Annotated in this window: 24 protein-coding genes; 16 read left to right on the top strand and 8 right to left on the bottom strand. The window is 61.5% G+C overall.

What is annotated here, in order from left to right; genetic code table 11:
* Positions 1 to 36: 36 nt before the first annotated feature.
* The 3 genes from VH599_08215 to VH599_08225 all read right to left on the bottom strand — a co-directional run bounded on the left by VH599_08215 (position 37) and on the right by VH599_08225 (position 2,350).
* Entirely contained in the window at positions 37 to 834 is a 798-nt protein-coding gene (locus VH599_08215; protein HEY7348290.1) for a DUF6081 family protein, read from the bottom strand.
* Between the two features lie 104 nt (positions 835 to 938).
* Entirely contained in the window at positions 939 to 1,889 is a 951-nt protein-coding gene (locus tag VH599_08220; protein HEY7348291.1) for a prenyltransferase, read from the bottom strand.
* Positions 1,886 to 2,350 carry a pyridoxamine 5'-phosphate oxidase family protein gene (locus VH599_08225; GenBank protein HEY7348292.1) on the bottom strand — a complete coding sequence of 155 codons (465 nt, stop codon included), beginning with the start codon at positions 2,348 to 2,350 and terminating at the stop codon, positions 1,886 to 1,888. Before VH599_08225 ends, VH599_08220 begins: the two co-directional genes overlap by 4 nt.
* Positions 2,351 to 2,839: 489 nt before the next feature.
* On the opposite strand from VH599_08225, the gene VH599_08230 reads away from it, so the two are divergent.
* From VH599_08230 to VH599_08255, 6 genes are all read left to right on the top strand, one after another.
* A complete protein-coding gene (locus VH599_08230) occupies positions 2,840 to 4,039 on the top strand; it encodes a transposase (protein ID HEY7348293.1) in 1,200 nt (399 codons plus the stop codon).
* 213 nt (positions 4,040 to 4,252) lie between these two features.
* Positions 4,253 to 5,374, top strand: coding sequence for a Gfo/Idh/MocA family oxidoreductase (locus VH599_08235; protein HEY7348294.1), 1,122 nt, complete (start codon positions 4,253 to 4,255; stop codon positions 5,372 to 5,374).
* Positions 5,349 to 6,068, top strand: a complete 720-nt coding sequence (locus tag VH599_08240) for a hypothetical protein (protein ID HEY7348295.1) — start codon at positions 5,349 to 5,351, stop codon at positions 6,066 to 6,068. Before VH599_08235 ends, VH599_08240 begins: the two co-directional genes overlap by 26 nt.
* Positions 6,069 to 6,182: 114 nt before the next feature.
* On the top strand, positions 6,183 to 7,319 hold the full coding sequence (locus VH599_08245; protein HEY7348296.1) for a DegT/DnrJ/EryC1/StrS family aminotransferase: 1,137 nt from the start codon (positions 6,183 to 6,185) through the stop codon (positions 7,317 to 7,319).
* A 46-nt stretch (positions 7,320 to 7,365) separates the two neighbouring features.
* Positions 7,366 to 8,166 (top strand): glycosyltransferase family 2 protein, encoded by an 801-nt coding sequence (locus tag VH599_08250; GenBank protein ID HEY7348297.1) that lies wholly within the window; start codon positions 7,366 to 7,368, stop codon positions 8,164 to 8,166.
* A gap of 147 nt (positions 8,167 to 8,313) precedes the next feature.
* Positions 8,314 to 9,453 carry a lysylphosphatidylglycerol synthase transmembrane domain-containing protein gene (locus tag VH599_08255; GenBank protein HEY7348298.1) on the top strand — a complete coding sequence of 380 codons (1,140 nt, stop codon included), beginning with the start codon at positions 8,314 to 8,316 and terminating at the stop codon, positions 9,451 to 9,453.
* Positions 9,454 to 9,483: 30 nt separating this feature from the next.
* Here the strand turns inward: VH599_08255 and VH599_08260 are convergent, their stop codons facing one another.
* Positions 9,484 to 10,596 carry a hypothetical protein gene (locus VH599_08260; protein HEY7348299.1) on the bottom strand — a complete coding sequence of 371 codons (1,113 nt, stop codon included), beginning with the start codon at positions 10,594 to 10,596 and terminating at the stop codon, positions 9,484 to 9,486.
* Positions 10,597 to 10,701: 105 nt separating this feature from the next.
* Here VH599_08260 and VH599_08265 point away from each other — a divergent pair, with 105 nt between their 5' ends.
* Together VH599_08265 and VH599_08270 are read left to right on the top strand one after the other, a co-directional pair.
* The gene (locus tag VH599_08265) at positions 10,702 to 11,037 is read left to right on the top strand and encodes a BrnT family toxin (GenBank protein ID HEY7348300.1); all 336 of its coding nucleotides are present in this window, start codon (positions 10,702 to 10,704) and stop codon (positions 11,035 to 11,037) included.
* Positions 11,018 to 11,311 (top strand): BrnA antitoxin family protein, encoded by a 294-nt coding sequence (locus VH599_08270; protein HEY7348301.1) that lies wholly within the window; start codon positions 11,018 to 11,020, stop codon positions 11,309 to 11,311. Before VH599_08265 ends, VH599_08270 begins: the two co-directional genes overlap by 20 nt.
* Before the next feature lie 6 nt (positions 11,312 to 11,317).
* Here the strand turns inward: VH599_08270 and VH599_08275 are convergent, their stop codons facing one another.
* A complete protein-coding gene (locus VH599_08275) occupies positions 11,318 to 12,466 on the bottom strand; it encodes a hypothetical protein (GenBank protein HEY7348302.1) in 1,149 nt (382 codons plus the stop codon).
* Between the two features lie 298 nt (positions 12,467 to 12,764).
* Here VH599_08275 and VH599_08280 point away from each other — a divergent pair, with 298 nt between their 5' ends.
* The 7 genes from VH599_08280 (at position 12,765) to VH599_08310 (ending at position 19,504) form a co-directional block, all read left to right on the top strand.
* Positions 12,765 to 12,980 carry a hypothetical protein gene (locus VH599_08280; GenBank protein HEY7348303.1) on the top strand — a complete coding sequence of 72 codons (216 nt, stop codon included), beginning with the start codon at positions 12,765 to 12,767 and terminating at the stop codon, positions 12,978 to 12,980.
* A gap of 117 nt (positions 12,981 to 13,097) precedes the next feature.
* Positions 13,098 to 13,268 carry a hypothetical protein gene (locus tag VH599_08285; GenBank protein HEY7348304.1) on the top strand — a complete coding sequence of 57 codons (171 nt, stop codon included), beginning with the start codon at positions 13,098 to 13,100 and terminating at the stop codon, positions 13,266 to 13,268.
* The gene (locus VH599_08290) at positions 13,258 to 14,433 is read left to right on the top strand and encodes a transposase (GenBank protein HEY7348305.1); all 1,176 of its coding nucleotides are present in this window, start codon (positions 13,258 to 13,260) and stop codon (positions 14,431 to 14,433) included. Before VH599_08285 ends, VH599_08290 begins: the two co-directional genes overlap by 11 nt.
* A 129-nt stretch (positions 14,434 to 14,562) precedes the next feature.
* Positions 14,563 to 15,435 carry a pantoate--beta-alanine ligase gene (gene panC / locus VH599_08295; protein ID HEY7348306.1) on the top strand — a complete coding sequence of 291 codons (873 nt, stop codon included), beginning with the start codon at positions 14,563 to 14,565 and terminating at the stop codon, positions 15,433 to 15,435.
* Positions 15,420 to 15,920, top strand: a complete 501-nt coding sequence (locus VH599_08300; protein ID HEY7348307.1) for an HIT family protein — start codon at positions 15,420 to 15,422, stop codon at positions 15,918 to 15,920. The genes panC and VH599_08300 overlap by 16 nt, the downstream gene beginning before the upstream one ends.
* A 273-nt stretch (positions 15,921 to 16,193) precedes the next feature.
* Positions 16,194 to 18,596, top strand: a complete 2,403-nt coding sequence (locus tag VH599_08305) for a UvrD-helicase domain-containing protein (protein ID HEY7348308.1) — start codon at positions 16,194 to 16,196, stop codon at positions 18,594 to 18,596.
* Positions 18,596 to 19,504 (top strand): alpha/beta hydrolase, encoded by a 909-nt coding sequence (locus VH599_08310; GenBank protein ID HEY7348309.1) that lies wholly within the window; start codon positions 18,596 to 18,598, stop codon positions 19,502 to 19,504. Before VH599_08305 ends, VH599_08310 begins: the two co-directional genes overlap by 1 nt.
* Before the next feature lie 190 nt (positions 19,505 to 19,694).
* On the opposite strand, the gene VH599_08315 is transcribed toward VH599_08310, so the two are convergent.
* Positions 19,695 to 20,834 carry a glycosyltransferase gene (locus VH599_08315; GenBank protein ID HEY7348310.1) on the bottom strand — a complete coding sequence of 380 codons (1,140 nt, stop codon included), beginning with the start codon at positions 20,832 to 20,834 and terminating at the stop codon, positions 19,695 to 19,697.
* Between the two features lie 300 nt (positions 20,835 to 21,134).
* Here VH599_08315 and VH599_08320 point away from each other — a divergent pair, with 300 nt between their 5' ends.
* A complete protein-coding gene (locus tag VH599_08320) occupies positions 21,135 to 21,935 on the top strand; it encodes a hypothetical protein (GenBank protein HEY7348311.1) in 801 nt (266 codons plus the stop codon).
* Between the two features lie 70 nt (positions 21,936 to 22,005).
* Here the strand turns inward: VH599_08320 and VH599_08325 are convergent, their stop codons facing one another.
* Both VH599_08325 and VH599_08330 read right to left on the bottom strand, forming a co-directional pair.
* Positions 22,006 to 22,728 carry an SDR family oxidoreductase gene (locus tag VH599_08325; GenBank protein ID HEY7348312.1) on the bottom strand — a complete coding sequence of 241 codons (723 nt, stop codon included), beginning with the start codon at positions 22,726 to 22,728 and terminating at the stop codon, positions 22,006 to 22,008.
* A 111-nt stretch (positions 22,729 to 22,839) separates the two neighbouring features.
* Entirely contained in the window at positions 22,840 to 23,436 is a 597-nt protein-coding gene (locus tag VH599_08330) for a DUF4870 domain-containing protein (protein ID HEY7348313.1), read from the bottom strand.
* Positions 23,437 to 23,484: the final 48 nt, after the last annotated feature.

Consider the following 23,484-nt stretch of genomic DNA (forward strand, 5'->3'; position numbering starts at 1 on the left):
CTCCACTCGGTCAGGAGCGCGCTTCTTGAAGGAGCTTTAACGGTTCTTTGTGATGGTAAACGGTCCCCACTCGCCAATCAGCCCCTGTCCATGCAGCGAGATGCTCTTGCCCTGATGCTGAGCCTTCTCGGTCATCAGACCCAGCGCGATCAGGAACGAGTTCATCTTGGCCGGAACTTCGGTATAGTGGCTGGCTTCCACGCCGTCAATCCAGAAGATCAACTCGTTTGCGCTTTTCGTATAGGCAATCTTGCAATCGTGTCTCGTTCCTGGCTTCGTCGCGGTGTCTAATTCGTGGAAATAACAGAAATATTTGGGCCGATCAGTCTGGCTCTCTTCCGGCACAGGCACGCCCGGAAAGGGCAGCCGGGCGTAGACGGTGGCGATCACGTCGTTGGACATGAACACATCCAGCGCCAGGCCGGTAGCGAAGTCCAGCAGATTGATCGAGACAAACCCGTCATAGAGGTCGTGGGGCGCGGTATCTATGCCGCGCGCGCTCATCCACCATTCCAGGGTAATCGTCCCTTGCTCCGGCGGCTCGAACATCTGCGTGGAGAAATACATGTTCTTGGCGTTGTCGAGAATCTGCACCTGATCATTGCTGCGCGTCAGAGGTACAGCAGCTACGCGCAGCCGATCACCTTCGACGACGACCACCGCGTTTGGCTCACGATACTGCCAGAACGAGCCATCTGGCAGCGGGAAGCCGCCATATTGCCAGGTCGGGTTCTTCCCGGTAATGATCGAGCCATAGTTTCCGTAGATAATCCGCGAGTCTTTCTCTTTGGCAGGCGAAATCTCGGTTGCCTGCTCAGTCTGGGCCTTGCTCATTGCTCCCCCTTTTTTTCGCCGCCAGGGACGGCGGCGCTACACGCGGGTTGCCGCCAGGGACGGCGGCGCTACACGCGGCAGCCGCCCTGGCGAGCGTTCCCAATTTAGCGCAGAATGCCCTGGACGATGCTGGCCGCCAGCATGATCAGGGCCGCCAGCAGGTTGCCATTCATCAGATTCGCCATCACGCGCAGATAGCCCGGCAGCGAGCCATCGGCCTGCCGCAGCGCGTTGAGCGGCAGCAGAATGGTCAGCGCCGCGAACGCCGCGTACCAGGGCAGCGCGCCGATAAAGCTATCGGCCAGAATCACCAGCCCCACCAGCGCCAGCAGCGCGTAGCCGACGATACGCCCGCGCGCTTCGCCCAGCGCGGCTACGGGCGACATTTTGCCTACGGCTCGATCAGCCCGCCAGTGCAGGAAGTGATGGAAGTATAACACGGTCATGGTGTACAGGCCCACTGCCAGCGATACGGCCACTGCCTGCCAGGTCACTGTTCCGGCCTGGACATAGAACGCCCCTACCAGCGGCAAGACACCAAAGGCCAGCACAATATCTATTTCGCCCGCGCCGCGCCCCACGTAGGCCAGGCGCACCGGCGGCGCAACATAGAAGAAGGCCAGCAAGAAGCCGCCAACAGCAAACGCCAGCGTCCAGGGCCGCCAGATGGTCAGGACCAGCCCGCAGGCCAGGGCCACACCAAAGAGCGCGCCCGCCAGCGTCCAGTATTGGCGCAGCGTTAGCTTGCCCGTCAGCAAGTTGACCGAGCCGGTGGGGATCGTCTGCTTCGTGTCGCCGGTATCCAGCGTCGCCGCCTTCTGGTCCGCGCCGCTGCGAAAATCGAAAACATCGTTGATGACGTTTGCCCCCAGGTGAGCCACCAGCGCGCCCACAAAGGCCAGTAAGAAGAAGCCGATGTTGAAGACCTGGAGTTGATCCCAGGCCAGTGCTGTGCCGAGCAGCACCGGGGCCATCATCACCGGCAGCACCTGGGCGCGCGTCGTCTGCGCAAAAAAGGCTATGCGCCCTGGTTGGGCGCTTACCGCCGCGTTCATGCGATCATTTCCTTTTCGGATTGCACTTCAGTGACTTTGTAGCCCGCGCGCAGGTCGGTGATGCGCGCCCAGGTGACGGCCACGCGCACCGGCACAATCGGTACCTGCGCCATGAACTTGCCCGCCAGTTCGGATTTGTTCATCACCAGGCTCTTGACGCGCTCGGCTTCCTGCGCCTCCTCCACCACCTGCGCCGCGCCTGTTCCTTCCAGCCATTCGGTTGGCTGGCGCGGCCCGATGAAAATGCCGACTTTGGGGTTGTCGCGCAGGTTCGCCAGCTTGCGCGAGGTGACAATGAAGGTAAAATAGAGGGTGATGTCGCCGTTTTCGCTGATCTCTTCGGCGAAGAAAGCGCCCGTTGTAAAGGGCTGGTGATCGCGCTCGGTGGCAATCAACAAGGTATCGTACTGCGCCAGAAAGGTTTGCATGGTCTGGCGGGTTTCAGCGTCCATTTTTAGCATGCTTTTGCTCTCCTGCATCCGGCCAGGATCGCTTCGAGTGCGCCACTGGCCTCTGCTCACTCGTATCAAAGCTGTTCGCGCTGCGCACAAACCGACGCGCCGGTCTGTTCTCTTCCATTAGTAGTTATAGGCCGCCTGGGAGCGGAAAATCAAGGGTGGGCCGGGCAGCGCGCTGGCCCTGGGCTGTCGAATGTCGCGTTACCCCGTCAACTGCCTTGCGTTCTACTTCTAGATGTTCTTTTAGATGTTCTTTACCGAGGGCGAGCGCGAAAGCTCCTGACTTTAGTCATGGGGAGGAAGCGCCGCCGTCTCGCTGTTTGACAACGTTTCGCGTTTTGTGCTACAATATTGATATGAAGCAATCAACAGGATTCCGCTTAACACCAGAGGCCAGAGCGTTGCTGGACGCCATGAGTAAGGCCACAGGCATCTCACATACGGCCATGCTCGAAATCCTGATCCGTGAAGGGGCCAAGAAGCGAGGCGTGCGTGCTGATTCTGGAGTACAAACTTAGGACCAATCAACGCCAGCAAAGCGCGATTGAGGCAGCCATCCGTACCACGCAGTTTGTGCGCAACAAGGCGCTCCGGTTGTGGATGGATACGCGGGGTACGGGCAAAAATGACCTGCAAGCCTACTGCGCGCAACTGGCGAAAGACTACCCGTTTGCCGCGCGGCTCAATGCGATGGCCCGCCAGGCGGCGGCTGATCGTGCCTGGTTTGCAATTGCACGCTTCTACGAGAACTGCCGGAACCACAAGCCAGGGAAGAAGGGCTATCCCCGCTTCCAGAAAGAGAACCGGTCTGTCGAGTACAAGACCTCTGGCTGGCGGTTGGAACCGGATGGGCGTTCGCTCACCTTCACGGACGGACACAGCATTGGGACGCTGCGCCTCATTGGCACACGCTCCATTGAAACGTTTCCCATGCAGCAGATCAAGCGGGTCCGTCTCCTCAAGCGCGCCGACGGGTACTATGTGCAGTTGGCCGTCCAGGCAGATCGACAGATAGACCACTCGCCGACGGGGAAACAGGTGGGCATTGATGTCGGCTTGAAAGCCTTCTACACCGATTCTGCGGGCCAACAGGTAGACAATCCTCGCTATCTCAGGAAGGCCGAGGCCAAACTGAAACGCTTGCATCGGCGCGTCTCCCGCAAGCAGAAACGCGGGAAGAACCGCAAGAAAGCCAGCAAACGCCTGGCAAAAGGCTATCTGAAAGTCAGTAGGCAGCGTAAAGACTTCGCCGCGAAGGCGGCAAGTGCGCTCGTCTCGTCTCACGACCTGATCGCCTACGAAGACCTCAAGATAGCCAGCCTGGTCAAGAATCATCATCTTGCCAAGAGTATCAGCGATGCCAGTTGGGGGCTGTTCCTGGGCTGGCTCAGATACTATGGCTCCCTGCATGGCATTTCCGTGGTGGCCGTCTCCCCACGCTTCACCACGCAGGATTGCTCTGGCTGTGGGTTCCGGGTCAAGAAGACGCTCAGCATGCGGACGCACGTTTGCCCGGAATGCGGTTTGGTGCTTGATCGAGATCATAATGCGGCTCTCAACATCTTAGAACTGGCCCTCAACCGTACCGCCGGGCAGGCGGGAACGGGTGCTGCCTCGGCAGTACGTAACGCTTCTGGACAGGGAACCTCTGGTAGCCGCAAGCGATTGCGGTCTGCTAAGCTCGCTGGATGAAGGAAGAATCCCCTGGCTTGAGCCATGGGGAGTGTCAATAATCCTCTACTAAGAATGCCTCACACAACCGACGGTTGGCCCCACCCCTGCCGCCTGGGAGGACGGCGCTACACCCCCGCCCCTGCTGTGCGGAGGTTGTGTGAGGCGCTCTAAGCCTCCAGAAACAATCGGGCGACATTAGAAGGCGCTGCCAGCCCTGGAGTAATCGCATTGGTGACTCAAAGCAACGTGAACCAGCAAGCGCACATTGATGAGCATGCGCCCCAGGAACGCTCTGATGGGTCGTCCGGTCATCTGCGCGTGGGTGTGATCGGGTGTGGGCAGTGGGGGCAGAATTACCTGCGCGTCTTATCGGAATTGGAGCAGACAAAACTTGTTGTCGCGTGTGACACGCGGCCCGACATACGGCAGCGTGTGGCCGCGCGCTATCCGGGTGTGCGTGTGGTGGCCTCGGTGGATGAACTCTTGAGCGCCGAGGACATCCAGGCGGTCGTCGTAGCGACTGATGCTCGCTCCCATTTTGCCCTTGCCTCAGCCGCCTTGCGCGCGGGCAAGCATACCCTCTGTGAGAAGCCGCTGACTACGCAGGTAGAGGAGGCGGTTGCCCTGGCGCAGTGCGCCGATGCGTGTCAGCGGACGTTGATGGTCGGCCATATTTTCCGCTATAACGCGGGCGTGAACGCGCTCCGGCAGGAAATACTCGATCCTGGCTTTGGAGAGGTGTGTTACCTTTGTCTGGTGCGCACCAACCTTGGGCCAATTCGCCCGGATGTGAATGCCGCCTGGGATCTTGCCCCGCATGATATATCTATTGTGTTGCATCTGCTTGATCATATGCCGCTCCGCGTCACCGCGCAGGGCTTTTCGTACCTGCAAGCGGGGCGCGAGGATGTTGTCTTCATCACCCTCGAAATGCCAGGCGGCGTGGCGGCGCACCTGCGGGTGAGCTGGCTTGATCCCCGCAAAGTACGTGAGGTCACGGTGGTTGGTCGGCAGAGAATGGCGGTGCTGGATGATGTGCAGCCGATGGAAGGGCTGCGCATTTACGATAAAGGCGCGAGGGAGGAGCCTTCGCCTTACGCTTCTTACGGCGAGTTTCAGTATGTGGTACGCAGCGGCGAGGTGCGTATCCCTCCGGTGCGCGGCGATGAGCCGCTGCGCGAGCAGGCGCGCCATTTTGTTCAGGCGGCGCTGGCTGGCCGCCGCCCGTTGAGCGATGGATGGGATGGAGTGCGCGTTGTCGCTATCATGGATGCGATCCAGCGATCTCTCAAGGCGGGCGGCGTGCCGGTGGAAATGGAACAACGTTATGTCCTCTTTTCCTCTGGAGCATGATCCGGTTGTCCAGATTGGCGAAGGGCTTGAGGCCGATGCGTGGGTGATGATTGGCGCCCGGACGGGCCGAGCCGGTGTGGAACTGGCAGGGTCGCTTGGCCCCCATGCCCGCCTGCGGAGCGGAACCGTTCTGTACGCGGGCAGCCGGATAGGCGCGCATTTTGAGACCGGGCATTTTGTCATCGTGCGGGAAGAGTGCGCCATTGGGGATCATGTGTCTATCAACAGCCACAGTGTCGTTGATTATGGGGTCACGATTGGCAACGCTGTCCATATTCATACGGGGGTCTATATTGCCCAGTACAGTACAATTGAGGATGAGGTGTTTCTGGCCCCCGGCGTCAAGTTTGCCAATGACCCGCATCCGGTGTGTACCAAGTGTATGCAGGGGCCGGTGATTCAACGCGGCGCGCGCCTGGGGGTCGGGGTGGTGGTTGGGGCGGGAGTGGTGATCGGCGCGGGCGCGCTGGTTGGTTCAGGGAGCGTGATCACGCGGGATGTGCCTGCCGGAATGGTGGTTGCTGGCAACCCCGCGCGCATCTTGCGCCCGGTGACGAGTCTGGAATGCCCCTATGGACTGACCCCTTATGATGTGGTGGATGGCCGCTATCGGGATGTGCTTGCCCAGGGATTGGGCCGGGAGCGCATTGATCAGGGAGGGGGGCCGCCCCGGCGGGCCGCCAAGAATCCCTAACAAAACCGGCGTTTGGCCCCGCCCCGGCCAGCGGGACGCTGGCGCTACGGTCCGGCCCCGGCCCGGCCAGCGGGGCGCTGGCGCTACGGCCCCGCCCTATGAGGGAGGAAAGGTATGTCTGTTCCGTTTGTGGACCTCAAAGCGCAGCTCGCTCCGATTCGATCTGATATTGACGCTGCCGTTGCGCGGGTGCTGGATAGCTGCCACTTCATCCTGGGAGAAGAGGTGGCGGCCTTCGAGGAGGAGTTTGCCGCGTTTTGCGGGACGCGCGCCTGTGTGGGCATGGACTCAGGTATCAGCGCGCTTGAATTGGGGCTGCGCGCGGCGGGGGTTGGTCCGGGCGACGAGGTGATTACGGTCAGCCATACGTTTATCGCCACCGTCTCGGCGATTTCGTTCACAGGGGCCACGCCTGTTCTGGTGGAAGTGCGGCCCGATACCTATCTGATGGACCCGGCTTCGATAGAAGCGGCGATTACGCCGCGCACCAGAGCGATTGTGCCGGTGCATCTCTATGGTCAGACGGTGGATATGGACCCGCTGATGGAGCTTGCGGCGCGTCATCAGTTGTTTGTGTTGGAGGACGCCTGCCAGGCACATGGCGCGCGCTATAAGGGCCGCCGCGCGGGGAGCCTGGGCCACGCCGCCGCCTTCAGTTTCTATCCGGGGAAAAACCTGGGGGCGGCTGGCGACGCCGGGGCGCTGACGACGAATGATCCGGCATTGGCGCAGCGGGTGCGGATGCTGCGCAACTATGGGCAGAAGGTCAAATATCATCATGAGATGCTGGCCTTCAATCGGCGGCTCGATAGCATGCAGGCGGCGATACTGCGGGTGAAGCTGCGCGCTCTCGACGCCTGGAACGCTGCCCGTCGCCAGGTTGCGCACGCCTACACGACACGGCTGGCCGGGCTGCCCATCGGGCTGCCGCAGGCGGCGGAAGCCAATGAGCCGGTCTGGCATCTGTATGTCATTCGCGCAGCGGATCGAGCGGCGTTGCAGAACAGCCTGGCGGCGGCTGGCATTGAGACGGGGCTGCATTATCCGGTTCCTATCCATCACCAGAGGGCGTACCCTGAACTGGCGGGCCTGCGCTTCCCGGTCAGCGAGTGGATTGCCGCGCAGTGCCTTTCGCTTCCGGTGTTTGCGGAGATGACCGAAACACAGATTACGGCTGTCCTGGAAGCTGTGGCCCAGGCGACCAGGAGCGCGGAAGCGCCTGCGGGCGCGCCGATCACCGTAACGCGGTGAAAATCTGATTGGCCCGGGGAGATGAGCTAACGAGAGGATGCCAGGCATGAGTAGGGATGAAAAGATGCGGGCGGCGCTGGATACTGTGCCTGAAACCGCTGCGATGGGCGCTCAGGCAGCGGCGGCTCCCAAACGGACCAGGATTCAGCGGGTGCTGCTGGTGCTGCCCGCCTTGAACGAGGCGGGCAAAATAGGGGCAACCATCTCCAAGACGCCTGCGGGGGTGGTGCATACGATTCTGGTCGTTGATGACTGTTCGACGGACGGCACCGGGGCAGAAGCCGCCGCGTTGGGCGCGGTGGTGATCCGCCACGCGCAGAATATGGGCGTCGGCGCGGCCATACGCACAGGCATCTATTATGCGCGCGATCATGGCTATGATGTCGTGGTCGTGGCGGCCAGCGACGACCAGGATATTCCCGCTGAGATCCCGCGCCTGCTGGAGCCAATCGAACAGGGGCGAGCCGAGTTTGTGCAGGGTTCCCGCTATCTGCGCGGCGGCAGGCGCGTGCATCATCCCTTGAGCCGTACTTTCATGACCTGGGGGTATTCGGCGCTGTTCACGCTGATCGCTTTTCGCCGCGTGACCGATGGGACCAACGGCTTTCGCGCCTTCCTGACCGACACTGCGCTCTCGTTTCCGCTGGGTCAGGAGTGGCTGAATCGCTACGAACTGGAGCCATATCTGTATTTTCGCTGCCTCCAGAAAGGCGTTGCCGTTGAGGTACCGGCAACCAAAGTGTATCCCCTTGATCGTAAGATAGGCTATACCAAGATGCGGCCATTCCGCGATTGGTGGCGGATCTTCCGCCCGCTGCTGCTGGTGCGGCTTGGTATTCGCCGGTAAGAGTCCCTGACAAAACCGGCGCTACGGCCCTGCCCCGGCCAGCGAGGACGCTGGCGCTATGGCCCCGCCCCGGCCAGCGGGGACGCTGGCGCTACGGCCCCGCCCCTTGATGGCACGTAGGTTTTGTGAGGCGTTCTAAGTTCTGTTATGCCGCCTATGAAGAAACAAGAAGAACTAGAGCAGCTTTCGCTCCGCAAGAAGCTTGTAAGCTGGCGCACTATCGTTCCGCTCATCGCGGTTATCGTCATCTTTGCGCTGCTGGCGCAGCACTTGAGCCTGGAGTTGAATCCCCAAAGCATCGGCGCTGCGCTGGTCCAGGCCAACATCTGGCTCTTTCTGGCGGCCCTGATAGCTTTTTACGCCTCGCTCATGCTGCGGGTCGTTCGCTGGAAGCTGCTGCTGGAGAATGCTGGCTATCGCAAAGAGTCAGGGGCGCGCCTGCCCGGTTTTATTACCCTGACGAAGATTCTCTATCTCTCCTGGTTTGCCAACGTCGTCGTTCCGGCCAAGCTGGGCGATCTCTACCGCGCCTATCTGCTGCGGCAAGAGGCCAATGTCTCCACGACGCGCTCGTTTGGCACAGTCTTCGCCGAGCGCATCATTGATCTGATCGCGCTGCCCCTGTTCTTTATTGTGGCGATTCTGGTGAGCCTGCATGAGCAATTGCCCGCGCAGGTGGAGCTTGCGTTGCAGGTGTGTTTGGCGCTGGTGGTTGCTCTGGTCGGTGGGCTGGTGGCGCTGCGCCTGTGGCGTCAGCAGATTGGGCGGCTGGTTCCGGCGCGCTTGCGCCCCCACTACGTTCATTTTCAAGAGGGAACCCTTGGTTCGTTCAAGCGGCTTCACCTGCTGGCCCCCCTGACGGCCAGCATCTGGCTGGTGGAATCGCTGCGTTTTCTGCTGGTGGCTCTGGCTACCGGACTTCTCAGCGGCGATCCGGCGCATGTTTTCGCAGCGGCGTTTTTGATCGCGCTGGGAGAATCGCTGCTGACCACTGTACCGCTGACAAGCGGCGGGGTGGGATTTGTCGAAGCAGGGATGTTTGCCATGATCTTGCTCTTTGTGCCGCATACCGGCGCGGCGCAAAACCTGGCGGGCGCAACCATCCTGCTGGATCGGCTGATCAGTCTGGTCAGCATCCTGGTGTTTGGGGGTCTGCTTTTCTTCTTTGTGGTGACGCTTGGCAAGCGCGCCCGCAGCGGCGCAGCGTTTTGGGGGCTGGCTCGCGTCTGGCAGGGCAGAAAGGCGCGGCGCGTGGCCTGGCAAGAGACAGAAGTGCGCACGAATTGAGGGGCGCTGACCAGGCGGCCTGAATGGGGATCAGTGCAGGCCCAGCAGCGCGACCACCAGTTCCACCGCGATCAGGACGATAATCATAATCTCCAGCAGCGTACCCCAGGCGGCCTGCGTTTCTTCATGCAGGAGAGAAGCCGTTTGCCGGAGAACGCTCAGGGCTTCGTCAATGCCGGTTTGCCAGACCTGGACGCGCAGGATGGTCAGCGCCGCTGCATAGACGCGGTTCCAATAGACATCTTCGGTGACTTTAAGAGCGTTTTCGATGCGCGCGCGGGTTTCGGTGATGTCGGCGATCAGGCTATGAATCTCACGCAGAAAGCCGCCAGTTGAACGCAGCGCCGCCCACTGCGGGCGTCGGGGGCGGGCGATGCGCGGCGTCAGGCGCTGCATATCGCGTTCCACCTCGGCGTCATAGGAGCGTAGAGAGAGTAGCTGCGCGTTGGCAAACTCCAGCAGCAGTTCGGCGTCCTCGCGCGCGGCAGCGTCTGGCTCGATGACTACCGCCGCGCTCCAGGTGAGAAAGATCAGGTCGTCTTCGTAGTAGCTCAGGCTGGTCGCCAGCGAAGACGCGGCGGCGCTCAGCGTTTTGCGCTCGCCCAACGCGACCTGAAGCAGCATGGGATGACGGCCCAATGTCGCGGCTGGTGGGCCTGCGTCGAGCCGTTCGATGAAGAAGATGGTATAGTCTTCGCCGCGCACGTTCTTGTTGGGGCGTTCGATGGCCGGTTCCAGGCGTTTGCGCAGACCCTCCAGATTTTCAGCAAAGATGGCGGCGACCTGGGCGGGGAACGCCTGGGCATCGGCGAGCAGTTCGATGGCCTCGTTCCAGCGGAGCGGCATCGGCAGGGCGATGACCAGGGAGAGCGCCACAATGCCCAGGTCATAGACGCGCGCCTGCATGTGGCCGAGCAGTTGTCTGCCGCCGAGCGTCACGGGGTAATCGTTCAGGCGCGTTTCCAGGGGAAGCTGGGGAATATCAATCCGCGCGCCCCGGCTCACCACCGGACGGGCGCGGGCGCTTGGTGTCAGCAAGAAGCGGCGCGCGTGCTCCAGATCAATACTGTAGCTGATGTCATAGAGTTGATAGAGGCGCAGGTGCGCGCTGGTGATCGTCGGTAAGCCATCGGGGGATGTCACAATGGAACAGCCTTCTCTCTGGTGAGCCTCGGTTTGCCCCTATTATGCGCCGTTACCAGCATGCGTCGCAAACTGATGAACACGACTTGCAGCGCCCCTCTCTACATGCTAAAATGTAGTTACAATTGTGTAGTTACTGTGGGGCAAACCGTGCGCTGGATCTGGGATGAGCAGAAGAATGTGAGCAATAAGCGGAAGCATCATCTGAGCTTTGAGACAGCAGCCCTTGTGTTCGATGACCCGCTCGCGCTCAGCCGCCGTGACCCGTATCCCGATGAGGAACGCTGGCAAACGATTGGCAGGATCGGGCCAGTGACGGTATTCGTGGTGCATACCCCTCCCAAGTTGGACCCTGCGACCAGCCAGGAAACCGGGCGTATCATCAGCGCGAGACGTGCGACTGCCCACGAAAGGAAAGCTTATGAAGAAGGGAACTTCTAACCAACTCACCCCAGAGCAGCAAGCGGAACTAGAAGCGCTGGCTGCCATGTCTGAGGAAGAGATTGATACGTCAGACGCCCCGGAGGTACTCGACTGGAGCGAGGCCAGGCGCGGCGTCTTTTACCGCCCGGTGAAGCAGCAGATCACGCTGCGCCTTGACGCTGACCTTATTGCCTGGTTCAAGGCCAGGGCGAGTCGGGGCAAGGGGTATCAAACGCAGATGAATCGCGCTCTCCGCGAGTATGTCACGCGGCATCGGGCGGTAAAAAGTTGAACTGGTTCAGGCCGCGCCAGTCCATGTGCCGTCGAAGCGCCTGACGGGGATAGACCCCAGCGCGGCTTCGACGTGGCTGCGGATGCCCTCTAGCTCCGAGGGTGGCAGGGCGGTGACGTAGCTTTCCGCAGGAGGCCGTGAGACACTGTAGACCTGCACCAGTTTGATGCGCGCGCCCTGCTCCAGAAAATCACGAAGCCGCCCGATATACGCGGCAATCTCTTCATCGCTCGGTCCGACGCCATGCACGCGCATAAAGCAGCTCTGAATGACCAGCGGCTGTGCGCGCCCCAGGTCACGAATGTTGCGCAGGATGCGTTCATAGGGAATGGTCGTATCGTCAATCAGCTTGAAGTAGTCAGCCGTACCCGCGTCCAGCTTGGCCCATACCTCGCCGCCAGCGCGGTCCACCAGCGCCAGCGCCTCGCGCACCTGGGGCCGGTGAAAAAGCGAGGCATTGGTAATCACGACGATCTTGATGTTGGGCAGCCCGGCCTCCGGCCCGGAGTGCTGGACGGCTCCGGGCGCCGCCCCTCTCGCTCCCGCTGGTCGCTCGCGCGCTCCGGCCTCCGGCCCGGAGTGCTGGACGGCCCCTCCGGGGGGCAGCCCTTGCGGGAACTGGGTTCCCGCACTCTCGCCTGCGGCTCGCGGGCTGCCACCGGGCGCCGCCCCTCTCGCTCCCGTTGGTCGCTCGCGCGCTCCGGCCTCATCACGCAGGGCAATCGTGCGCTCCACGACAGCCTTGAAGTTGCGGAACGAGGTTGGTTCGCCATCGCCCGAAAAGGCAATGTCGGTGACGCGCAGCGCCCCGCCGTCCGGCGCGGCCCGCCCGGCAAAGCGGGCATCGAGCAGCAGTTCGCCGCTCTGCGCCATTGCCAGCGCCGCGCGCATTTCGGTGGTCAGCGCCTCCAGGTCCACATCCTTGATGAGCGGGGCCATGCGGCGATTGACTTCGCAGTAGATGCAGCCGAAGTTGCAAATCTTATCAACGTTGAGGTTGACGCCAATCGAGACGCCGCCGGTGCGCCGCGCCAGTACCGGATAGATATAGCGATTCTGTCGCCAGAGCCGCGACGAATCCATGACCACTACCGGACCCTGCGGCGCACTTTTGGCCTGATCCGATGATGGTTGCTTTCCACGCTGGCTGTCCATGCGTAATTGGCCCTCTTTCTGCTAGATGCCTGGAAGCACCTGGAAGTACCTGGAAGCGCCTGTCGCTTTCATCATACCATGCGCGACAAGGCAGCGTCAGAAGGGCTGCGTGATGGTCTGCGGCGGCTTCGCGCGCGGCGGCGATTTTGGCGAACGCCCAGGCATGTTACTTACCACAGAGATTGCTCGTTTTCTATCTCAGACCGATTGTATGACAGCATCGAGAGAGGCTATTGTCCGGGGTCGTCAGAGCATGGTCGCAGGCTAATCGGCCCAGACAGATGAAAAGGGGCCAGCTATGGATCCGACAATCGAAGGGTTTGAGCAGATCGCCAACGCGCTGCTGGAGATGCGCCAGCGGATGCAGGCGCTCGTTGCGGAAAACCGCCAGCTTCAAGAAGAATTGGCGGCGCTCCGGCGGGGCGTCGGCGTCCTGGTGGTGGTGGAGGGCCAGTCGTTTCCACTCCTCACCGGGACGCCAACGCCAGCCGACCCTATTCGCACGCCCTTCTAGCGCCCTGTCCTTTTCTTCTTTCTTCTTGATGAAAGGGCCGCCGCATACCCCCGTCTTCAGGCGGGGTCAGGAGGCCCACCGCTTGGCAAGATTACAAAGCGATGATATACTATCATCATGAACAACGATGCCAAACTGAAACGCACGACCATCTATATCTCACCGGAACTTCAAGCAGCCTTACGAGCCTTGGGCAAGGCCCATAAGCGCTCCTTTACCGGCGAAGTGTTGTGGGCGTTAGAGCAGTATGTGCTGGCCCACCAGAAGGGACCAGCGCGTGCCGAGTAGGAAGACGTTCAAATACCGTATCTCCCCAACAGCCAGGCAAGAACAGACGCTGCTGTTCTTTCTGCGGCGCTGTCGTGACCTGTACAACGCGGGGCTGGAACAACGCCGCACCTACTATCAGATGCGCCACGCCTCGCTTTCCTGCTATGCCCAAATCAACGAGTTGCCCGACCTGAAGCAGACGTACCCCGCCTATCAAGACGTTCCCTCGCATGTCCTGCAAGACGTGCTGCGCCGCCTGGACAAAGCCTTTGCCGCCTTCTTCCGCCGCATCAGGAATGGGGACACCCCTGGCTACCCGCGTTTCAAGAGTGCCACCCGCTATCAGAGTTTCACCTATCCTGACGTGGCTGGCTGGAAGCTGCACGGGGACCGCCTGGCGCTGGCTGGTGTGGGCGACGTGAAAGTCAGGCTGCATCGGGAGATGCAGCGTACAATCAAAACTGTCACCATCCGGCGCGATATAGACCAATGGTACGTCACGTTCTCCTGTGAGGTGGCCGAGGAACCTCCCTTGCCGCCCACTACTGCCGCCGTTGGGCTGGACCTGGGTGTGCTGCATTTTGCCACGTTGTCTACAGGCGAGCAGATCGAGAACCCCCGGCAGTATCGCAAAGGCTTGAAGCGTCTCAAGCGGCTGAGCCAGGTCAAGGACCGGCGGAAATATGGCAGTCATCGCAGAAAACGAGCGGCTATCGCGCTGGCAAAGGCACATCGCAAGGTCCGCAACCAACGGCACAACTTTCATCATCAGCTTTCCCGCCGCCTGGTGGATGAGTACGGGCTACTGGCGATGGAAGACCTGTCTATCCTCAATATGACCGCCACGCCGGAAGCCAAACCGGACCCAGACCACGAGGGCGCGTATCTGCCCAATGGGGCGGCGGCCAAGGCGGGCTTAAATCAATCCATCCTAGATGCTGGTTGGGGTCAGTTCCAACAGTTCTGCATCGTCAAGGCTGAGAGGGCCGGGCGGCGCGTGGTGTTGGTAGACCCCAAGTACACCAGCCAGCTTTGCAGCGGGTGTGGAACCATCGTGAAAAAGGAACTCTCCGAACGCTGGCACTCCTGCGCATGCGGCGCAGAGCTAGACCGGGACCACAACGCGGCACTCAACATGTTGTTCCGGGGCCAGGAAGTGGCCCACGATGCTACGGCGTCGTAGAAGCCCACTGCTTTAACTGTGGGTACTTCACATGATGGGCATCGAGTTGCTGGCGTCGTTTGCCACCGCCCGCGAAAAGGGCTTGCAGCGCCGGGAAGCGGCCACCTGGAAGAAGAGAAGGAGGCGCGGATGCAGATCATCAACACGGTTGCCGAGATGCAGGCTCTGGCGCGGCGCTGGGCGACGGACGAAAGCGTTGGCCTTGTCCCGACGATGGGCTATCTCCACGATGGGCATCTCTCTCTGGCACGCGCTGCCCGCCAGGAATGCGCGCGGGTCGTCGTCAGCATTTTCGTCAATCCCACGCAGTTTGGCCCACGCGAAGACCTTTCGCGCTACCCGCGCGACCTGCCGCGCGATCTGGCGCTGCTGGAACAGGCGGGCGCTGACTACATCTTCACGCCTGCCGCTGATGATGTCTACGCGCCTGGGTTCGCGTGCTATGTAGACCCCGTTGGGCCGCTGGTTGAGCGCCTGGAGGGCGCGAGCCGCCCCGGCCACTTTCGCGGTGTTGCCACTGTCGTTGCCAAGCTCTTTCAGGTTGTCTGCCCTCAGCGCGCCTATTTCGGCCAGAAAGACGCCCAGCAGGTGGCGGTGATCCGTCAGCTTATTGTCGATCTGCATTTTGCCCTGACGCTGCGTGTCCTGCCGACGGTGCGCGAAGCTGATGGCCTTGCTATGAGCAGCCGCAACGCGTATCTCTCGCCTGAAGAACGCCAGGCCGCCACGATTCTCTACCAGGCTCTTCAAGAGGCGCGGCGGCTGGTTGACGCTGGCGAACAGAATACCGACATCCTGCGCGCCGCGCTTGCCCGCGTCATCGCCCGCGAGCCGCGCGCCCACCTGGATTACGCCGATGTGTGCGACCCCAACACGATGCTGGCCTTGCCACGCATCGCGCCAGACCAGCCAGTCTTGCTGGCGCTGGCGGCGAGGGTTGGCCCGGCGCGGCTGATTGATAACTTCCTGCGCCACTCTGATGGGGCGTGGGATGGCGATTGAGGGCTGTTACTGCTAGCGCCGCCAGAGACGGTGGCGCTAGCAGTAATTGGAAAAGAGAAAGGAACCCTATGGACGATTGTGTCTTTTGCAAAATTATTGCGGGCCAGATTCCTGCTGCGGTAGTCTATCGAGACGAGACGGTCATGGCTTTTATGAGCCTGCAACAATTGACAGAGGGGCATACGCTGGTAATCCCCATTCGGCATTTCAGAAACATTTATGAATTGCCTGATGACCTGGCCGGGCCGCTGCTCAGCGCGGCGGCGCGCATTGCGCGGGCGATCAAGCGCGAGTTTAAGCCAGATGGGATGTGGGTGTCGCAGTTCAACGAGCCAGCCGCAGGCCAGAGCGTCTTTCACTTCCATATTCATGTCATCCCGCGCTACCTCAACGACGCGGCGCTGAAGGGCTTCAGATTGCCTGAGCCGTCTGATATGGCGACGCTGCAAGCTCTCGCGGCGCGTGTACAGGCGGGGCTGGCCTGATCGAGACCGGATCAGAGCAGCAGGGGCGCGGACCTGTTCGATGGGGCTGTGCCCCTGCTGCTATCCGGCGGTGAAACGTGTTTACACGCTTTGAAACCCTCGACGCTCTGCAACGCGCATGTTACAATACCTATATTGGGCTGTTTCTCTCCTTCTCCGAGAGGGAGTATTGCTGTGCTGACGCGCGTGTGACGCCCTGGGGCGCGCAGACCCAAAAAACGCTGGAATGCCTGTTGTGAAGAGCATGGACCTTGCTTGCTAAGGAGTTGGCTTATGACCATACCAAGGGAGGGAACGAAGTTGGACCTGCTGACGGGATTGAACGCGCCGCAGCAGGAAGCAGTGACACACGGCGAAGGGCCGCTGCTGATTCTGGCGGGGCCGGGCAGCGGGAAGACGCGGGTGATTACGCATCGAATCGCCTATCTCTTGCGCGAGCAGGACGTGCCGCCCTGGGGCTTGCTGGCCGTGACTTTTACCAACAAGGCCGCCCGCGAGATGCGCGAGCGATTGGATAAGCTGGTGGGCGCGCGGGCGCGCGATCTGACGATTGGCACCTTCCACGCCATCTGTGCGCGTATCTTACGGCGCGAGGGCAACCAGACCGGAGTCATCCCCTCCAACTTTGCGATCTTCGATGATGACGACCAGACCACGCTGGCAAAGCAGGCGGTTCTGAATCTCGATCTGAATGATAAACAATATCAGCCCCGCAGCATGCTCAGCGCCATTTCGCGGGCGAAAAATGAACTGATGGGGCCGCTGCAATTCGCCGAGCAAGCGCGCAAATACTATGATGAAATCGTGGCGCGCGTCTATAAAGAATACCAACGCTTGCTGCAACACAATAACGCCGTTGATTTCGATGATCTGATCCTGCTGACCCATACCCTCTGGCGGCAGCATCCCGATGTGCTGGAGCGTTATCAGGCGCGCTATCGCTTTTTGCATATTGATGAGTTTCAAGATACGAATATCGCGCAGTATAAGCTGGTAATGCTGCTGGGCAAAGGCACGCCGGAGAACCCCGGCCATCGCAATGTCTGTGTCGTGGGCGATGAGGACCAGGGCATCTATTCCTGGCGCGGCGCAGATGTGCGCAATATCCTGGCTTTCGAGCAAGACTTCCCTGAAGCGCGGGTCATTCTGCTGGAGCAGAACTATCGCTCCACCCAGCCGATCCTCGACGCGGCGCGCCAGGTGGTGCAGCATAACCTTTCGCGCAAGGATAAGCGGCTCTGGACCGAGACCAGGGGCGGCGAACGCATATTGGTCCACGAGGCATATAACGAGGAGGAAGAGGGCCAGTGGGTGGCGAACGAAATCCGCCGCCTGGTGGCGCGGGGTGAGGTGAAGCTGAAGGATTGCGCGGTGATGTACCGGACCAACGCGCAATCGCGGGCCTTGGAAGAGCAGTTTATCCGGGCGGGCGTCCCCTATAAGGTGATCGGATCCAAACGCTTCTATGAGCGCAAAGAAATCAAAGACGTGCTTTCCTATCTGCGGCTGCTGTTGAATCCGTCAGATACCTTTAGCCTGAAGCGCATCATCAACGTTCCCAACCGCAAAATTGGCCCAAAGACGCTGGATGAACTGCTCAAGTGGGCCGATATGCAAAAGCTGCCGGTCTGCGAGGCGCTGCGCACGATTCAAGATCATCCGACGCTGAACACGGCGGGGAAGCGGGCGCTTGTCAATTTCTGCGCGATTCTGGATAATCTGCTGGCTGCGGCAGCCACGGAGCGCCTGCCCGATCTGATCGAGCAGATTCTCAATCAGACCGGCTATCGCTCGGAGTTGAGCGGGGGCAGCGAAGAGGGCGAAGAGCGTCTGCGCAATGTGCGCGAATTGCAGCGGGTGGCAATGGATTATTCCGAGATTGAGCCGGGGACGGCGCTGCAACTGTTTCTGGAGCAGGTGGCGCTGGTCGGCGGGGCCGATGTGGTTCAGACCAGCGGCGATGAGCGGGCCAGACTGGCCCAGGAAGACGCCGACGCCGCCACACTGATTACGCTGCACGCGGCCAAGGGGCTGGAGTTTCCGGCGGTGTTTATCGTCGGGATGGAAGAGGGGTTGCTGCCGCATGGGCGCTCGTTGATGGACATCAAGCAGCTTGAAGAGGAGCGGCGCCTGGCCTATGTGGGCATCACCCGCGCTATGAAGCGGCTCTATCTGGTGCGCGCCTTCCGGCGCACGTTCTATGGCAGCTTTGGCGAGGCGGGCGGTAGTGTGATGGAACCCTCGCGCTTCCTGATGGATATTCCTGAGCATCTGGTGGATGGCCGCCAGAGCATGCCGCGCAGCAGAGCCTCTGGCAGCGTGAGCCTGCCGCGCAGCGTGCCAGGGGGCGCGACGATGGACGCCCCCCCCAGCAATCGCAGCCGGGGCGGCTGGGCTGCCCGCGCCTCTGGCCCAGGTGGCTGGGGCTATTCCAGCCAGATCGCGCGCGAGCTAGCAGAGGATGAGACGCCTTCGGCCACACCAGACCGCCCGCCCGCCGAGCCAAGCGGGCCACAATTTCACGCGGGGGACCGCGTGAAGCATCGCGTCTATGGCGTTGGGACCGTCGTCAGCAGTATGCAGGAACACGATAACGAACTGGTCGAAGTTGATTTTGGCGAGCGTTTTGGCAAAAAGACGCTGGATGTCAGCTTTGCGCGTCTGGAGAAGATGTAATGCAGGAACAGGCAGCAGATGTGACTCTGGAGGATGCGACGGTTGAGGCGCGCGGGCTGCGCTTTCATTATCGGGCATGGCAGCCAGCGGCGGGAGCGGCTTCGGGCCTCCCGCCGCTCTTATTGATTCACGGGCTGGCTTCGGCGGCGCGCATCTGGGACTTGACCGCCCCTCTGCTGGCGCGGCGCGGCTTCCGTGTGGTGGCGCTCGATCAGCGCGGTCATGGCGAGAGCGACAAGCCAGATCACGGCTACACCTTTGAGGAGATTCTGGCCGACGATCACGCCGTTGCTGCCGCTCTGGGGCTGGAGCGCCCTGTCGTCGTGGGGCATTCCTGGGGTGGAGGCGTCGTGCTGAACTACGCGGCGACCTATCCGCAGGACACCCACGCGATTGTGCTGGTGGATGGCGGCTTTACGCAGATGGGCCAGCGGGCAGGCTGGACTAAAGAGCGCATGCTGAAAGAACTGGCCCCGCCGCAGTTTGCCGGAACGCCCGCCGGAACGTTCCTGACGTTTCCGCAGCGCGGGCCGCTGGCGGAGGTCTGGAGTCCACAGCTTGAAGACATCTTCTTGCATATCGTCGAACTGCGCGCCGATGGGACGGTTGCCCCGCGCCTTTCGCTGGCAAACCATCTCCAGATTCTGGAAGCGATGTGGGAGCAGCCCACGCTGGCGCTGTATGACCACGTGACCTGTCCGATTCTGCTGGTCTGCCCGGAGCAGCAGGCGGCAGATGATCGTCAGCGCCAGTTTCAGGCCGCCAAGCGCGAGGGCATTGCGCGCATCCTGGCGGCGCATCCTGCGGTTCGCGTCGAGTATCTGGCCGATACCGTCCATGACGCGCCACTTCAGCGGCCAGCGGTTCTCGCGGGATTGATCGCGCAGATGGCCGGGGCGCCGCAGTAGGCTTGCCGCCTGTAGCGCCGCCGTCCTGTAGCGCCGCCTTCCAGGCGGCAGGAGGGGCTGCGGGGCGCCTGTAGCGCCGCCGTCCCGGCGGCCACCGCTGCGCCAGGGCGAACGCTCGCCTTCAGGGGCGGCGGACCAGCAAGCCAGCGTCTAGCCGCCGGGACGGCGGCGGTACACGGGAAGCGTTCTGCTAACCGCCTGCGTGTCCATGCAGTAATTGCTGGTAGAACCGCTCATAGTCGTCGAGCATGCGGGTCAGGCTGAAATATCGCTGGGCGCGGGCGCGGCAGGCGGAGCGTGAAAGCGAAGAGGCCGAGACGACGGCGCGCGCGGCAGCGTCAATGTCACCAGGGGAAATAAGGAAACCCGTTTCGCCATCCTTGATGATCTCTGGCAGCGCGCCGCGCGCGTAGGCGATGACGGGGCAGCCAGCCGCCATTGCTTCGGCGGCAACCAGGCCGAAGGGTTCTTCCCAGTCAATAGGCAGCAGCACCGCGGTGGCATGGCCCATCAACGCCCAGAGGTCGGGGCGCGGAAGCTGCCCCACATATTCCAGGTCGTGCTTGTGCGCGTGAAGCTGGGGCTGAATGGCTTGCTCGAAATAGGTTGAGTCGTAGATGCCACCGGCCAGGCTCAGACGGCGGCCCGCCCGGCGGGCGATCTTGATGGCGTCGGCGACGCCTTTCTCTGGCGAGAGGCGTCCGGCAAATAAAACGCAGCCATCCGCGTCGGGTTCCGGGCCAAAGGGGATAGCATCGGTATCAATGCCGTTAGGAATGATGGTATCCAGCGGGACAAAGGGGCGATACGTCTCCGCGCACGCCTGGGAAACGGTGATAAATCTGGTCGGGTTGCCTGTTTCGTGCAGTTCGCGCAGGAGCGCGTTGATTTCTGGATTGACGGCGGGCAGATGCAGCGTGTGGACAACGGGGCGCTGCCGCGCCAGCAGCGCGCCAAAAGCAAAAGAGGGCCAGTCGAAGGCATGGGCGTGAATCAGATCATACGCGCTTAGCTCCTGCTGAAGCAGGGTGAAGACGCGCAGAAAGCCATCGGCGCTGCGAAAGAAGGCGCCGTCGGGCGGCTCGCTTTCGCCTTCAGCGTCGGCGGCAGTTTCATGGAAGCTGGCCGGGCGTAACTGGCGCCAGTCAATTCCTGGGTCGCGCACCGTGACGCCGGGGTCTGGAATGGACGAGCCAGAGGCGGCAAAAAGGGTGATCTGATGGCCGCGCGCGGCCATGCCGGCGGCCAGATCGGCCAGCAGCGCCTGCGCTCCCCCCATAAACGGCGGCGCGATGGGTGAGATGAGCGGGGCTACAAGAGCGATACGCAACGTTCTTCTCTCCTCTCCCTTCCCTGGCTGAACCTTCGCGGGCCAGCCTGCTGAACGAAAGTCCTACTGCTTACAAACCCTACACAAATCCTACTCCTTACCATATGCTTGAAACATTGAACGTTATTTGACGATGTGCTTGATGCGGTGAGAGCTATGGGCCTTCTCTATCAGAAGACGCCTGCTGCCCCCGGACTTGTTGTGCCTGCCAATGGCTGTGTTATAATCTGCCTGGCCTTTTTAATAGGTAGTCTAGGAAACCAGTGAGTCACGGTGTATCGTAGCAGAAAGGATTCCTGTATGGCAATGGCAGCATGTTGGAAATGTGGCGCGCAGGTGGCCGGGCCGACGTGCCAGACGTGCGGCGCGGCACAGCAGGCGAGCGGAACGCAAGCCCCGCCTGCTTACGCCCCTGGAGGGCAGCCAGTGGTGAGCCAGGCTTCAGTGTCGGTCCGTTCGCACCAGCCGATGGCGGGCGCCCCCGGCGGCCCATATCCGCCAGCCGGTCAGGCGAGTGGCTGGCAGGGCTATCAGCCGCCAGGCTATCAGCAGCAGGGGTATCAACAGCCAGGGTATCAGCCGCCGTCGGCCTACCAGCAGCAGCAGGCGTATCTTGGAACGCCGCCTGCTTCGCCAGCCATCGGCCAGCAAGGCGGCCTGGACCCAATGGGCCTGGTCCTGGGGTTGGCTGGTGGCCTGGTCGGAGGTATTGTTGGCGCAATCATCTGGGCTTTTTTCTTGCAGCTCACGAAGACCAATTTCACCTTTCTCGCGCTGGGGCTTGGCTTTCTGGTGGGGCTTGGCGTGCTGCTGGGCGCGCGCGGGCAGCGACATATTGTGCTGGCGGTCCTGGCGGGCGTGCTGGGTCTGCTGTCGTTCTTCCTGGCGCTGTATTTCCGCTTGAGCCTGGCGCTGGCTGATATTCTCGGCGAGGGGAACAGCCTGTTTGCGCTCCCTTTTGGTGATTTCTTCGATGTACTCAAACTCTACCTGCAAGATAACGCTATTAACTATCTCTATTTCGTCCTGGTGCCTTTGATCGCGGCGGGGACTGCGTTCGGGGGCCTTAATCAGCGACGTTCGGCTCGCCGCCGCCGCTAGCCCTTGATAAGCTGGCAGAACAGGCCGCAGGCCAGGTGAGTATCGCCTGGCCTGCGGCCTGTTCTATCCATCAGGCGTTGCTGAAGATGGGCAGGTTGATGCCGCTGAGGTGGCGGGCGTCGTCGCTGGCAAGGAAAAAGAGGATGCGCGCCAGATCGTCGGGGGTCATGCCAGCTTTCAGGCCCGGCGCGGCCTGGCGCAGCATCTCGGTATCCACCGCGCCGGGGCTGACGGCCAGCACGCGGATATGATGGGGCTGGCCTTCTACTGCCAGAATCTCGCTCAGCCCGGCCACCGCGTATTTCGAGACGTTATAGGCGCTCAGGCCGGGGAACTTCTCGACGTTGGGGAAGCCGGAGAGCGAGGAGATGTTGATGATAACGCCGCTACCCTGCGGAATCATGACATCGAAGGCGCGCCGACAGCAGAGGACCGCGCCGCGCAGATTGACTTCCATGACCTTATCCCAGGTTTTTATCGTCATTTCGGCGAAGGGCTGCTTCACCAGCATGGCCGCCGCGTTGATGAGGACATCAATCCGGCCAAAGTGTTCCAGGGCGGCAGCGAAGAGCGCGCCGACATCCGAGGCGCTGCTGACATCGCAGCGCATGCCCAGGACGCTGCCGCCCGCCGCGCTGATGCTCTGAGCCGTTGCTTGAATCTGGCTGATGGTGCGGGCGCAGATAACGACGTGATAGCCCTGCGCGGCAAAATGCTGGGCGGTGGCGCGCCCAACGCCGCGCCCGGCTCCGGTGATGAGCGCAACAGGCTGGGGAGTCTTTGCTGTATTCATAGCGGATATTATAGCACGCGGCGCTTGCTAGCAAGCGCCCACCAGACACCAACGGGTCTGTATCGCGCAAACAGGCGATACAGACCCGTTGTCTGGCAGCGGTTTAAGGTGTTACTGCTGCGGCCACTGGCCCGGAGGCTGCTGGCCTGGGCCGGACTGTGGGTAATTGCCGGGCTGCTGCGGTGGGTAGCCCTGCGGCGGGTACTGGGTGTTTTGCGGGCCGCCCATCGGGCCAGGCATGCCCGGGTTCCAGTTCATGGCGTTGTTGTAGGCCATGTCGCCAACCACCGGCAGCTTGAACCATTTGCCATTGTACGCCTGAACGGCAGCGTAGATCGCGCCGATGATCCAGGCGATCCAGAACAGGTCGCCCAAAACCCACACGTAAGGGAGATAACCCAGGATGAAGGCAAGGATAGCAAAACCGACCCCATAGAGCAATCCTTGCAGCGCGTGGAAGCGCACGAACTTGTTCTGCTTCTCGATCAGGAAAAAGATCAGGCCGATGATCCAGAAGTAGCTGAGCGCGCCCGCAATGTTGGCGTCAATGCCAATCGAACTGGGGCCGAGCTGCTGCGCGATCATGCTCTTGACGACGGGCTGCTGGTAGCCTGGAGGGGGATAGCCGGAAGACTGATCATAGTTCTGCGGTCCCGGCGGCGGATATTGGGGTGGCTGCTGATATTGCTGGTTGGGATCGTAAGCCATGTGATTCTTCCTCTCATTCTTCAAGGGCTGCTGCCCCTGATAGTAGTA

The sequence above is a fragment of the Ktedonobacterales bacterium genome, assembly GCA_036557285.1.
In the GTDB taxonomy this organism is placed as follows: domain Bacteria; phylum Chloroflexota; class Ktedonobacteria; order Ktedonobacterales; family DATBGS01; genus DATBHW01.

Bases quoted from the DNA above. Each gene is read 5' to 3' on its own strand.
- VH599_08310 (HEY7348309.1), top strand. From the start codon at position 18,596: ATGCAGGAACAGGCAGCAGATGTGACTCTGGAGGATGCGACGGTTGAG.
- VH599_08215 (HEY7348290.1), bottom strand. From the start codon at position 834: ATGAGCAAGGCCCAGACTGAGCAGGCAACCGAGATTTCGCCTGCCAAA.
- VH599_08255 (HEY7348298.1), top strand. From the start codon at position 8,314: ATGCCGCCTATGAAGAAACAAGAAGAACTAGAGCAGCTTTCGCTCCGC.
- VH599_08325 (HEY7348312.1), bottom strand. From the start codon at position 22,728: ATGAATACAGCAAAGACTCCCCAGCCTGTTGCGCTCATCACCGGAGCC.
- VH599_08240 (HEY7348295.1), top strand. From the start codon at position 5,349: ATGTCCTCTTTTCCTCTGGAGCATGATCCGGTTGTCCAGATTGGCGAA.
- VH599_08225 (HEY7348292.1), bottom strand. From the start codon at position 2,350: ATGCTAAAAATGGACGCTGAAACCCGCCAGACCATGCAAACCTTTCTG.
- VH599_08250 (HEY7348297.1), top strand. From the start codon at position 7,366: ATGAGTAGGGATGAAAAGATGCGGGCGGCGCTGGATACTGTGCCTGAA.
- panC (HEY7348306.1), top strand. From the start codon at position 14,563: ATGCAGATCATCAACACGGTTGCCGAGATGCAGGCTCTGGCGCGGCGC.
- VH599_08320 (HEY7348311.1), top strand. From the start codon at position 21,135: ATGGCAATGGCAGCATGTTGGAAATGTGGCGCGCAGGTGGCCGGGCCG.
- VH599_08305 (HEY7348308.1), top strand. From the start codon at position 16,194: ATGACCATACCAAGGGAGGGAACGAAGTTGGACCTGCTGACGGGATTG.
- VH599_08245 (HEY7348296.1), top strand. From the start codon at position 6,183: ATGTCTGTTCCGTTTGTGGACCTCAAAGCGCAGCTCGCTCCGATTCGA.
- VH599_08275 (HEY7348302.1), bottom strand. From the start codon at position 12,466: ATGGACAGCCAGCGTGGAAAGCAACCATCATCGGATCAGGCCAAAAGT.
- VH599_08270 (HEY7348301.1), top strand. From the start codon at position 11,018: ATGAAGAAGGGAACTTCTAACCAACTCACCCCAGAGCAGCAAGCGGAA.
- VH599_08265 (HEY7348300.1), top strand. From the start codon at position 10,702: ATGCTAAAATGTAGTTACAATTGTGTAGTTACTGTGGGGCAAACCGTG.
- VH599_08330 (HEY7348313.1), bottom strand. From the start codon at position 23,436: ATGGCTTACGATCCCAACCAGCAATATCAGCAGCCACCCCAATATCCG.
- VH599_08220 (HEY7348291.1), bottom strand. From the start codon at position 1,889: ATGAACGCGGCGGTAAGCGCCCAACCAGGGCGCATAGCCTTTTTTGCG.
- VH599_08285 (HEY7348304.1), top strand. From the start codon at position 13,098: ATGAACAACGATGCCAAACTGAAACGCACGACCATCTATATCTCACCG.
- VH599_08280 (HEY7348303.1), top strand. From the start codon at position 12,765: ATGGATCCGACAATCGAAGGGTTTGAGCAGATCGCCAACGCGCTGCTG.